This window comes from Aequorivita sp. KMM 9714, assembly GCF_011065475.1.
Classification (GTDB): domain Bacteria; phylum Bacteroidota; class Bacteroidia; order Flavobacteriales; family Flavobacteriaceae; genus Aequorivita; species Aequorivita sinensis.
Genome location: NZ_JAAGRO010000004.1, coordinates 165,431 through 177,548 on the forward strand (window position 1 = coordinate 165,431; position 12,118 = coordinate 177,548).

Consider the following 12,118-nt stretch of genomic DNA (forward strand, 5'->3'; position numbering starts at 1 on the left):
ATAAAACAAGTAAACGTTAAACTAGCATTAAAACTACTAATGAACGCTGTTGAATTAATTCAGGTTAACTTTCTGTTTATCCTTTATAAAATACTTAATTTTAAGGCTACATATTTTTTATAATTTGTAATTTAATCAAAAACGATTTTTATGAATATCCATAAGGTATCCTTTACTAATAAAGATAAAGAGCAATTAGCTGGTCGTTTGGAACTTCCACTGGATCAAAAGCCTCATAATTTTGTAATATTCGCGCATTGTTTCACCTGTAATAAAAACTTAACTGCAGTAAAAAACGTAGGTCGAGCTTTAACGAATGCAGGGTTTGGAGTTTTGAGATTTGATTTCACTGGTTTAGGTGAAAGCGAAGGAGATTTTGAGAATACCAACTTCTCAGGAAATGTTGATGACCTTATAGAAGCAGCTAACTTCTTAGAAAAAAACTATCAAGCACCTACACTTATTATTGGACATTCACTTGGAGGGGCTGCGGCTATTTTTGCGGCTTCAAAACTTGAATCTATAAAAGCTGTTGCAGTAATCAATTCTCCTAGTGATCCATCTCACGTTATGCATTTATTAAAGGATAGCGAACAAGAAATTACTAGAAAAGGAGAAGCTAAAGTTAATTTAGGCGGTGTAGATTTCACCATAAAAAAACAATTTCTAGATGATCTAGAAAACAACACTTTAAAAGATGTTGTAAGTGATCTTAGAAAAGCACTTTTAATTTTACACTCACCTCAAGATAACACAGTTGGTATTAAAAATGCTGAAAAAATATACATTGCCGCTCATCACCCTAAAAGCTTTGTGTCTTTAGACGGAGTAGATCATTTACTCTCGAAAAAAGAAGATTCCAAGTACGTAGGTGAAGTTATTGCTGGTTGGGCTTCGCGATATGTAGATATACCTGCTGCCAAAGAAATAAAGAGTAAAAGTAAGGTTGCTGCTAGTTTAGGGCAAGACGAAAAATTTACCACTAATTTAAAAGTTGGTGATCATTATTTAATTGCAGATGAGCCTAAATCTTTCGGCGGAAACAACTTCGGTCCTTCGCCTTACGAATTTCTATCAGCAGGACTTGCTGCTTGTACAGTTATGACAATACAAATGTATGCGAGAAGAAAAAATTGGAATGTAGGCAATGTTTCTGTGCATATAGACTACTCAAAAGAACACGCTATAGATTGTGAAGATTGCGAAAAAGATTCTTCAAAAATTGACACATTTAAACGTGAAATTAAATTGGTAGGAAATCTAACCGACGAGCAAAAAGCGAAATTGATGCAAATTGCAGATAAATGCCCTGTTCATAAAACGCTTCATAGCAAAACACAAATTATCACTAAGCTTGTAGAATAGTATTTAAATATTGATAGAATTTCATTATTCATAAAAACTGCTAAGATTTTTTTAAATTCTTGTTTGTGGAATGGTGAAATCTTATCTTTAGTGATTAATTATTAATCAACACAAACTAAAAACTTTTTAAATGAAAAAATTAGGACTATTACTTACAGCTACAGCAATGTTAGCTTTTGTAGGTTGTAAAAACGAAAAAAAAGACACTGATTCTTTAGAAGAATTAACCGAAACGGTTGAAGTGAAGGAAGTTAAAGAAGCTCCAAAAATGCTATCAGTAATGATGGAATCTAAAAGCGGAAGTAATACAATTGGTGAGGTTGTATTTACAGAAGAGAATGGAGTTGTAAAAATGGAAGCTAAATTTGAAGGCTTAACTGAAGGTACTCACGCGATTCATATTCACGAAAAAGCAGACTGTAGTGCAGATGATGGAACTTCAACAGGAGGTCACTGGAACCCAACTCATCAAAGACACGGTAAGTGGGGAGATGCTGAAGGATACCATAAAGGTGACATAGGAAATATGGTTGCTGATGCTAATGGTATGGCAAAAATTTCAATGGAAACTGACGAATGGTGTATTGGATGTGATGATGAAAACAAAAACATTGTTGGGAAAGCTATAATAGTTCACGACGGTGAAGACGATTTTGTTTCACAACCAACAGGTGATGCCGGTGGACGTGTTTCTTGTGGAGGAATTATTAAATAATCCACAATAAATCTTATAAAGTAAAAAAGCATCTTGAAATAATTCAAGATGCTTTTTTTATATGGTTACTCACCATTTATCGTTATTCGCTTTTACTATACGTGAATAGCTCTATCATCAGTCGCGGCAAGTGCAGCTTCTTTTACTGCTTCAGCATACGTTGGGTGTGCGTGACTCATTCTAGCAATATCTTCTGCACTAGCGCGGAATTCCATAGCTACTACAGCTTCAGCAATTAAATCGGCAACTCTAGCTCCTACCATATGTACACCTAATACCTCATCTGTATTTTTATCTGAAAGAATTTTTACAAAACCATCAATATCACCACTTGCACGGCTTCTTCCTAATGCACGCATCGGGAATTGTCCTGCTTTGTATTCTACTTTAGCTTCTTTTAGCTGCTCTTCTGTTTTACCTACAGAAGCAACTTCCGGCCAAGTATAAACCACACCTGGAATTAAGTTGTAGTTGATATGTGGTTTTTGACCAGCTATAATTTCAGCAACTAAAGTTCCTTCTTCTGAAGCTTTATGAGCTAACATTGCACCTCTAACAACATCACCAATAGCGTAAATGTTGCTAATGTTTGTTTGAAGTTGGTCGTTTACATCAATCATTCCACGCTCAGTAACTTTTACCCCAGCGTTTTCAGCTTTTAGTCCATCTGTATAAGGTTTTCTACCTACACAAACTAAACAGTAATCACCTTTAAAGGTAACTTCTTTATCTTTCTTATCGGTTGCAGTAATTACAACTTCTTTTCCTTTTTTAGAAACATCAGAAACTTTATGAGAAAGGTAAAACTTAACTCCTTGTTTCTTCATAGCTTTTGTAAGCTCTTTACTTTGGGCAGCGTCCATAGTAGGAATAATTCTGTCCATATATTCAATAACAGAAACTTCTGCACCTAAACGACGGTAAACTTGGCCTAATTCTAAACCAATTACTCCACCACCAATAACAACTAGGTGCTTAGGCACTTCTTTTAAGCTTAATGCTTCAGTTGAAGTAATTACTCTTTCTTTATCTAACTTAATAAAAGGTAGCGTTGAAGGTTTACTTCCAGTAGCAATAATTGTATTTTTTGCTTCGATGGTTTCGGTTTTCTTACCGTTAGTAATATCGATATGAGTAGCATCTTTAAAAGATCCCATTCCCGTATAAACATCGATTTTGTTTTTATCCATCAAGTAAACAATTCCTTTGGTAGTTTGATCTACAACAGAGGCTTTGCGCTCGATCATTTTTTTGAAATTAAGCTTAATATCGCCAGGAATTTCAATTCCGTGATCTTCGAAGTGCTTCATAGCATCTTCGTAGTGATGTGAAGAGTCTAATAAGGCTTTACTAGGAATACAGCCAACGTTAAGGCAAGTACCTCCTAATACATCGTACTTTTCTATAATTGCGGTTTTCATACCCAATTGTGCGCAACGAATTGCTGCTACATAGCCACCAGGACCAGAACCTATTACTGCTACATCATATTTTGACATCTTGTATGTGTTTTTTTATTTGAAGATGCAAAGGTACAATACTGCTTAATAGTTTAAAAGTTTAGCGGTTTAAAAGTTAAAGTTTTATCATTAAAAAGTAATTGCTTTTATAATTTGACCACTCCTATAAATTTTCGCAAATTTGTGAAACAACAATAAAAAGACAATCATGGCATTTAAACCAGCAGATAAAATTCAAGATTTACAATACTTTGGAGAATTTGGAGGCGTTAATCCTTCTATTTCAGATTCATCTACTTACACATTCCTTTCAGCAAAAACTATGTTCGATACATTTGAAGGAAATGCAGACGGATGTTATCTTTATTCTCGACACACAAGTCCATCAAACTTATACCTAGGGCAAGCACTTGCTGCAATGGAAGGCACAGAAACAGCAAATGTTGCTGCAAGCGGAATGGGAGCAATCACCCCTGCACTACTACAACTCTGTAAAGCTGGAGACCATATAGTTTCTAGTCGTACAATTTACGGTGGGACTTATGCATTTCTTAAAAACTTTGCACCAAGACTAAATATTGAAACTTCTTTTGTAGATATTACTAAACTTGACCAGGTTGAGGCAGCAATTACTGAAAACACTAAAGTTCTTTACTGCGAAACAGTGAGCAATCCACTTTTGGAAGTTGCCGATATTGAAGGACTTTCAAAAATTGCAAAAAAACACAACCTTCAATTATTAGTAGATAACACTTTTTCACCATTAAGCCTTTCTCCAGCAAAACTAGGGGCCGATGTTGTACTTCACAGTTTAACAAAATTCATAAATGGAAGTAGTGATACAATGGGTGGCGTTACTTGTGGTACTCAAGAATTTATTGATAGCTTACGAAATGTAAACGACGGTGCAAATATGCTTCTCGGTCCTGCAATGGATAGTTTGCGTGCAGCTTCAATTTTAAAAAACCTAAGAACACTTCATATAAGAATCAAGCAACATAGTGAAAACGCTTTGTATTTGGCTGAAAAATTTGAGGCTGACGGCTTAAAAACAGTATATCCAGGATTAAAATCGCATTCAGGACACGAGATTTATAAAAAAATGATGAACAAAGAATACGGCTTTGGTGGAATGCTAACTGTTGATGCTGGCAGCATTGATAAGGCTAATGAATTAATGGAGTTAATGCAAGAACACAATCTTGGTTATTTAGCTGTAAGTTTAGGATTTTATAAAACATTGTTTAGCGCTCCAGGATCTTCTACTTCTTCTGAAATTCCAGAAGACGAACAAAAAGAAATGGGACTAAGCGATGGATTAATACGTTTTAGCATTGGTTTAGATAACGACATTGAACGCACCTACACAATGATGCGCGAGTGTATGGTTAAAGTTGGAATATTGAAATAAATTCTTATTTGTTTATAATTTTGGAAGGGAACAGACAATCTGTTCCCTTTTTTAATTTGCGTAAGTTTTTTCAAAATCGTAACATTACATTCCTAAAAATAAATCACACTATGCAAAGCCAAGATATTAAGCCTACCGACCCAAAAAACGAAGACATTGTTGAAAATTTTGAATTGAATATATGGGAGGCTTTAATACCTGTATTCGCATTAATAATAATGCTTTTTTACAATGTATTTGTAGCTTATGGTGATGATGCTCTAAGTGGAAGTAACCAGTTTATACTCTTAATGGGAGGTGCTGTAGCTGCTATTGTTGGCTTCTTCAACAAAGTTAAGTTCGACCAAATGATAGAAGAAGTAGCCTCCAACATTAAATCGACTGCTGGGGCTATTTTAATTTTATTAATGGTTGGAGCATTGGCAGGAACTTGGCTAATTAGCGGGATTATCCCAACAATGATTTATTATGGACTACAGATATTAAACCCGACAATATTCCTAGCTTCTTGTGTTATAATTTGTGCTATTATTTCAGTGGCAACTGGAAGTAGTTGGACAACGTCTGCAACGGTGGGTATTGCCTTGATAGGTATTGCAGATGCTATGAACATTCCACTTGGAATGACGGCTGGAGCAATTCTTTCTGGAGCTTATTTTGGAGATAAAATTTCACCTCTAAGTGATACCACCAACCTTGCTCCTGCTATGGCAGGAACAGATTTGTTTACTCATATTAGATATATGCTCTATACTACTGTTCCCACATTAACAGTAACTTTAATTGTATTTATAATATTAGGTTTTAATATTGATACTTCAGGAACAGCAGACACACAAGCTATTTTGGCTTCTGTAGAAAAATCTATAAATGTAAGTCCGTGGTTGTTTGTAGTGCCAATCGCGGTGATTATTATGATTGTTAAAAAAACATCTCCACTTATTGCCCTATTAATTGGTTCCTTGCTTGGAGGTGTAGCAGCATTAATTTTTCAACCAGACATTGTAGCCTCTGTTGGAGGAGGAACTTCTTTAACTTTTGAATCTGGCTATAAAGGGATAATGAACGCAATAACCGTTGACAGTTCTATTGCGACGGACAATGAATCATTAAAGGATTTATTTTCAGCCGGAGGAATGTCTGGCATGTTAAACACAGTATGGTTAATTATATGTGCTATGACATTTGGGGGAATTATGGATGCAATTGGTGCGTTATCTGCAATTAGTAGAGCGTTGTTGAAGTTGTTTCACACTACCTTCGGACTTTTTGCAAGTACTGTTGCAAGCTGTTTAGCTATCAACCTAACAGCAAGTGATCAATATTTAGCTATTGTTGTTCCTGGAAAAATGTACGCACAGGCATTTAAGGATAAAGGTCTAGCTCCAGAAAACCTATCTAGAACTCTCGAGGATAGTGGTACTGTAACATCAGTATTAATCCCTTGGAATACTTGTGGTGCTTACCATAGTGGAGTTTTGGGTGTTGACACGCTTCATTATGCAGGTTATGCTATTTTCAACTGGTTGAGTCCGTTTACTACTTTACTTTTTGCGGCATTCAGAATTAAAATCAGACAGTTAGCTACAACAGAAACAGCGTAATTCACTCATAGCTTTTTCTTATTGTTAAAAATTTAACCTATCGACAAAACCTATCGGATTATAAATTAATCCATTGAGTATTTCTATTAAATATTAAGGTAGTTCTTATCTTTGTAGAAGAAAATTATTAACCTTAATAAACAATAAAATTATGTCATTAGTAGGAAAAAAATTCCCAAACATCGCAGTAGACGCAATGAACGAAATGGGAGATACTTTTAAGTTAAATGTACTAGAAGAAGCAAAAAAGAACAACAAAAAAGTATTACTTTTCTGGTATCCAAAAGACTTTACGTTTGTTTGCCCAACTGAAATTCATTCTTTCCAAGAAGTACTTTCAAAATTTGAAGATAGAAACACAATGGTAATTGGTGCATCTTGTGATACTCCAGAAGTACACTTTGCTTGGTTAAACACTCCAAAAGATGAAGGTGGAATTGAAGGTGTTACTTACCCATTACTTGCAGATACCAACCGTAACCTATCTAACGCTTTAGGTATCCTTGATATCAAAAACGAAAAATACGATGAAGAAACTGGTCTTTACACAGTAGAAGGTGATAACGTAACTTACCGTGCAACTTACCTAATTGATGAGGAAGGAAAAGTTTTCCACGAAAGTGTAAACGATATGCCACTAGGTAGAAACGTAAACGAATACCTAAGATTAGTTGATGCTTATACTCACGTTCAAAAGAACGGTGAAGTATGTCCAGCAAACTGGGAAGAAGGTAAAGAAGCAATGGTTGCTAACCGCGAAGGAGTTGCTACATATTTAAGAAATTAAGATATGGTAGTAGAGCTAAAAGATGATAGCCTGCAGCAATTTGTTTCTGAAGAAAAGAACGTAATAGTTCAATTTTCTGCAGGATGGTGTGGCAATTGTAGATTGATGAAGCCAAAATTTAAAAAATTGGCTACAGAAACTGAAGGTTACAAATTCGTTTTGGTAGATGCTGAAAAGTTTCCTGAAAGCAGAAAGATGGCTAATGTGGATAATTTACCAACTTTCGCAACTTTCAAAAATGGCGAATTAGTAAACCAAGTTCAAACCAATAAAGTTGAACCTTTAAAGAGTCTTATAGATGAAGTTACCGGTAATTAGACATATTCAGCGAAACAATTCATCAGAACAGATAGAAAGCTGTATTGAAGTTTTAGAATCGTTTAGCGAATACAATAGAATTACAGATGAAGAATTGGACGTTATTGGAGAGCTTATCACTAACCTTTGTGGTGCAGTAGAAGTTCATAAAATGATTGAAGAAGGAATGCCTGAGCGCGATGCTGCTAATGCATTTGCACAAAAAGTAATAGGCTCTATAGACCGATAATTTTACATTTTATAATTACAATAAAGGCCGTCTAAAATTTAGACGGCCTTTTCTTTTGTCTAAAGTTTACTAAACACACGTATTTTAACAGTCGAGCAAAAAACTCTTTTCTTTAAGAACTTGTTGATAGATTAACAAAAAACGAATTCTTATCTTTATCCCTCATTTAAATGAAATACTATGGCACATATAAAATTAGGTGGAAAAGACATCGAAACAATTGGAAGTCTACCACAAGTTGGAGATTCAGCTCCAGATTTTGAATTAACTTCAGAAGATTTAGGCACTAAGAAGTTATCCGACTACAAAGGATCCCGAGTTGTAATGAACATCTTCCCGAGTATTGACACTAATGTTTGTGCTACTTCAGTAAGAAAGTTCAACGAAAAAGCTACTGGCTTAGACAACACAAAAGTGTTGTGCATTTCAAAAGACCTTCCTTTCGCTCATAAGCGTTTTGTAAGTGAAGAAGAATTGAGAAACGTAAATAACCTATCCGACTTTCGCACTGGAGAGTTTGGAAAAAAATATGGAGTTGAGATGACTACTGGTGCTTTAAAAGGTCTTCATTCAAGAGCAGTTGTTGTTTTAGATGAAGAAGGAAAAGTAATCCATAGTCAACTAGTTCCAGAGATTGGAGAAGAACCAGATTACCTTTCTGCACTAAAAACACTTTTATAATGTGGGAAACCTTTTTAGGTAAACGCCTTAAAGGGGCTGGCTATGCTATAAAAGGTGCTTATCTATTGCTTCGCACCGAGCCAAGCATTCAAGTTCAAGCTATAATAGGTGTATTAATGACTATTGCAGGTTTCTATTTTGAAATTTCCACTACGGAGTGGATGTTTCAGGTTTTTGCGATAGGGTTAGTTTTAGGTTTAGAGGGACTAAATTCGGCAATTGAAGGAATAGCAGATTTTATTCACCCTAATTTTCACACCAAAATTGGCTTTATAAAAGACATTGCTGCAGGTGCAGTATTCTTTGCTGCAATTACCGCTGTAATTATAGGATGCATTATTTATATCCCGAAATTTTAAAAATTCAGATTAATTTCCTTTATTTTAGAAGTTTATACTCGCAAAAAGTATAAACTTCTAACATTATAATATTTAAAAACGATTTAAAAATTTGAAGTTTACATTTTGAAAATTACAAGTTCTATATTTGTATTTTTGCAAAAAAGACAACTGTTCCATTAATGGCCAAGAAAAAGAAAAAAACCGCCAAGACACCGCGTAAAAAAATAAGTTTTAAGTTATCTAAACAACAGAAAATAATTTTAGGTAGCTTTTTATTTTTGTTAGGGGCTGCTCTTTTGATTTCATTTACCTCGTATTTTTTTACGTGGAAAATCGATCAAAGCGAAATTGGTATTTTTAACGAACGCGAACTTCAAACAGAAAACTTATTAAATAAGTTTGGAGCTAACATAGCTCACTTTTTTATATATGACGGTTTTGGAATAGCTGCCTATTTCCTAGCCATTCTCGTTGGTCTTACAGGAGTGTATTACTTCTTTGATTTTGCCAAAAAACAATTATTAAGATTCTGGTTCTGGGGATTATTATTAATGCTATGGTTCTCCATTTTCTTCGGTTTCTTCAATGAAAAAACAACACTCTTAAGCGGAATTATTGGTTACGAGGCCAATGATTATATGCAAGATTACTTAGGGTTAATCGGAACTATATTGGTGATGACATTTATCCTTATCATCTATCTAGTTGTTCGCCTTAAACTTACTCCTGAGACAGTAATCGGCGCGATTAAAAAATCTAAAAATGAAATAATTTCAGAATTCAAATCAACCGAAACTACGCCAAAAGCTAAGGTTTCTGAAGAAGGCATAAAGACAAACACTTCTAATACAGAACAAGTGTCAAAACCAACAGAAGAAGAAACTTTTGAGGTTGTGGAAAAGCCAACTCCTACTCCACCCTCACCTCCTAAAGAAAAACTTATTTTAAAATCTGAAACAGAAGGAGATGTTGAAATGGAGGTGGAACAAGCAGCTGAAGAAGAAGAAGTTGACACTTTAAGTGAAAAGCTTGTAAAAGACTATGGAGAATTCGACCCAAGATTGGAATTGAGTAAATACAGATTTCCAACGCTAGAGTTATTACGCGACCATACTATTGGCGGGGCAATTACCATTGACCAAGAAGAACTTGAAGAAAACAAGAATAGAATTGTAGAAACGCTAAACAATTATAAAATAGGTATTGCAAATATTAAAGCTACTGTTGGACCAACTGTAACGCTTTATGAAATTGTACCTGATGCAGGAGTTCGAATTTCTAAAATTAAAAACTTAGAGGACGATATTGCACTTTCACTTTCTGCCTTAGGAATTAGAATTATTGCTCCTATTCCAGGACGCGGTACCATAGGTATTGAAGTTCCTAATAAAAACCCTAAAATAGTTTCGATGCGTTCTGTAATAGGGTCGGCAAAATTTCAAAATGCTGAAATGGAACTGCCAATTGCTTTCGGAAAGACGATTAGCAACGAAACTTTTGTAGTTGATCTTGCAAAAATGCCTCACTTACTTATGGCAGGGGCTACAGGGCAAGGTAAATCGGTTGGACTTAACGCAATTCTTACTTCCCTCTTATACAAGAAGCATCCAGCTGAAGTAAAATTTGTTTTAGTAGACCCAAAAAAGGTTGAACTTACACTTTTCAACAAAATTGAACGTCACTTTTTAGCTAAGCTTCCAGATTCAGAAGAAGCTATTATTACCGATACAACTAAGGTTATCAATACATTAAACTCCCTTTGTATTGAAATGGATGCTCGTTACGATTTGCTAAAAGATGCAATGGTGCGTAACATTAAAGAGTACAATACCAAATTTAAAAACAGAAAGCTAAACCCTAATGATGGGCATAGATTTTTACCGTATATCGTATTAGTAATCGACGAGTTTGCAGACTTAATTATGACTGCAGGAAAAGAAGTTGAAACTCCTATCGCTCGACTTGCTCAATTAGCTCGTGCTATTGGAATTCACTTAATTGTAGCTACACAACGACCATCTGTAAATGTTATTACTGGTATTATTAAAGCAAACTTCCCTGCGAGAATTGCATTTAGAGTAACAAGTAAAATAGACTCCCGTACCATTCTAGATAATTCTGGAGCCGATCAGCTTATTGGTCGTGGGGATATGTTGTACACTCAAGGTAATGAGCTAACTCGTTTACAGTGTGCATTTGTTGATACACCAGAAGTTGATGATATTACAGATTTTATCGGTTCGCAAAAAGCATTTCCAGATGCTCACCTACTTCCTGAATACGTTGGAGAGGAAGGTGGCACAACTCTTGATAATGACATAGAGGAACGCGATAAACTGTTCCGTGAAGCAGCCGAAGTTCTTGTAATTGCACAGCAAGGTTCCGCCTCATTATTACAGCGAAAGCTAAAGTTGGGGTATAACAGAGCTGGTAGAATTATAGATCAATTAGAAGCGGCTGGAATTGTTGGCCCTTTTGAAGGCAGCAAAGCACGATCAGTTTTAGTTCCAACTATTGACGCATTAAATCAATTATTAGAAAACGAAACAAAAAATATCTAAAATGAAAAAATTAAGCATTATTTTAATAGCTCTTTTTATCACCACATTCACACAAGCACAAGATGCTAAATCTTTACTTAAAGAGGTTTCTGAAAAAGTGAAAAGCTATGATAACATAGCAATAGATTTCAAATACAACTTAAACAATTCAAAAGAGAACGTAAATCAAGATACTCGTGGTGACGTAACACTACAGGGAGACAAATACGTTTTGAATATGTTAGGGACAACCCGAATTTTCGACGGTAAAAAAATATATACTATCGTTCCTGAAGATGAAGAAGTAACTATTTCTTCTTACAACCCAAAAGACGACAAGGAAATTACTCCTTCAAAAATGTTGACTTTTTACGAAAACGGTTACAACTACAAAATGGACATTGTTCAAAATGTAAAAGGAAGAAAAATTCAATATGTAAAGTTGATGCCAATTGACTCTAACGCAGAAATTAAAAATATTCTGTTGGGGATTGATGTGCAGACAAAACACATCTACAAATTGATACAAACAGATAAGCAAGGAACAAAATACACTCTTACAGTAAATTCTTTTAAGACAAACCTACCTGTTTCAAAAACCTTATTTACTTTTGACGAGGCTAAGTACAAAAAAGACGGCTACTACATCAACAACCTATAAGCCCTT

Annotated in this window: 12 protein-coding genes; 11 read left to right on the forward strand and 1 reads right to left on the reverse strand. The window is 35.0% G+C overall.

Annotation, left to right across the window (positions count from 1 at the left end; all coding sequences use genetic code 11):
* Positions 1 to 150: 150 nt before the first annotated feature.
* Positions 151 to 1,365, forward strand: coding sequence for a bifunctional alpha/beta hydrolase/OsmC family protein (locus G3A46_RS10970; RefSeq protein ID WP_165149750.1), 1,215 nt, complete (start codon positions 151 to 153; stop codon positions 1,363 to 1,365).
* A 130-nt stretch (positions 1,366 to 1,495) separates the two neighbouring features.
* Entirely contained in the window at positions 1,496 to 2,080 is a 585-nt protein-coding gene (locus G3A46_RS10975) for a superoxide dismutase family protein (RefSeq protein WP_165149752.1), read from the forward strand.
* Positions 2,081 to 2,175: 95 nt separating this feature from the next.
* Here G3A46_RS10975 and lpdA read toward each other — a convergent pair whose 3' ends face one another.
* A complete protein-coding gene (lpdA, locus tag G3A46_RS10980) occupies positions 2,176 to 3,579 on the reverse strand; it encodes a dihydrolipoyl dehydrogenase (RefSeq protein WP_139855703.1) in 1,404 nt (467 codons plus the stop codon).
* Between the two features lie 169 nt (positions 3,580 to 3,748).
* Between lpdA and G3A46_RS10985 the strand changes: the two genes are divergently transcribed.
* From G3A46_RS10985 to G3A46_RS11025, 9 genes are all read left to right on the forward strand, one after another.
* Entirely contained in the window at positions 3,749 to 4,951 is a 1,203-nt protein-coding gene (locus tag G3A46_RS10985) for an aminotransferase class I/II-fold pyridoxal phosphate-dependent enzyme (protein WP_165149754.1), read from the forward strand.
* A 110-nt stretch (positions 4,952 to 5,061) separates the two neighbouring features.
* Positions 5,062 to 6,555 (forward strand): Na+/H+ antiporter NhaC, encoded by a 1,494-nt coding sequence (nhaC, locus tag G3A46_RS10990; protein WP_165149756.1) that lies wholly within the window; start codon positions 5,062 to 5,064, stop codon positions 6,553 to 6,555.
* Between the two features lie 151 nt (positions 6,556 to 6,706).
* A complete protein-coding gene (locus tag G3A46_RS10995) occupies positions 6,707 to 7,342 on the forward strand; it encodes a peroxiredoxin (RefSeq protein ID WP_165149758.1) in 636 nt (211 codons plus the stop codon).
* 3 nt (positions 7,343 to 7,345) lie between these two features.
* The gene (locus tag G3A46_RS11000) at positions 7,346 to 7,660 is read left to right on the forward strand and encodes a thioredoxin family protein (RefSeq protein WP_165149760.1); all 315 of its coding nucleotides are present in this window, start codon (positions 7,346 to 7,348) and stop codon (positions 7,658 to 7,660) included.
* Positions 7,641 to 7,889, forward strand: coding sequence for a hypothetical protein (locus G3A46_RS11005; RefSeq protein ID WP_165149762.1), 249 nt, complete (start codon positions 7,641 to 7,643; stop codon positions 7,887 to 7,889). Before G3A46_RS11000 ends, G3A46_RS11005 begins: the two co-directional genes overlap by 20 nt.
* A 180-nt stretch (positions 7,890 to 8,069) precedes the next feature.
* Positions 8,070 to 8,570: a thiol peroxidase gene (tpx, locus tag G3A46_RS11010; RefSeq protein WP_165149764.1), complete on the forward strand. Its 501-nt coding sequence runs from the start codon at positions 8,070 to 8,072 to the stop codon at positions 8,568 to 8,570.
* The gene (locus tag G3A46_RS11015) at positions 8,570 to 8,929 is read left to right on the forward strand and encodes a diacylglycerol kinase family protein (RefSeq protein ID WP_165149766.1); all 360 of its coding nucleotides are present in this window, start codon (positions 8,570 to 8,572) and stop codon (positions 8,927 to 8,929) included. The genes tpx and G3A46_RS11015 overlap by 1 nt, the downstream gene beginning before the upstream one ends.
* Positions 8,930 to 9,090: 161 nt before the next feature.
* Complete coding sequence (locus G3A46_RS11020; RefSeq protein ID WP_165149768.1) at positions 9,091 to 11,472, forward strand: DNA translocase FtsK; 2,382 nt, start codon at positions 9,091 to 9,093, stop codon at positions 11,470 to 11,472.
* Position 11,473: 1 nt separating this feature from the next.
* Positions 11,474 to 12,112, forward strand: a complete 639-nt coding sequence (locus G3A46_RS11025; RefSeq protein ID WP_165149770.1) for an outer membrane lipoprotein carrier protein LolA — start codon at positions 11,474 to 11,476, stop codon at positions 12,110 to 12,112.
* Positions 12,113 to 12,118 lie beyond the last annotated feature (6 nt).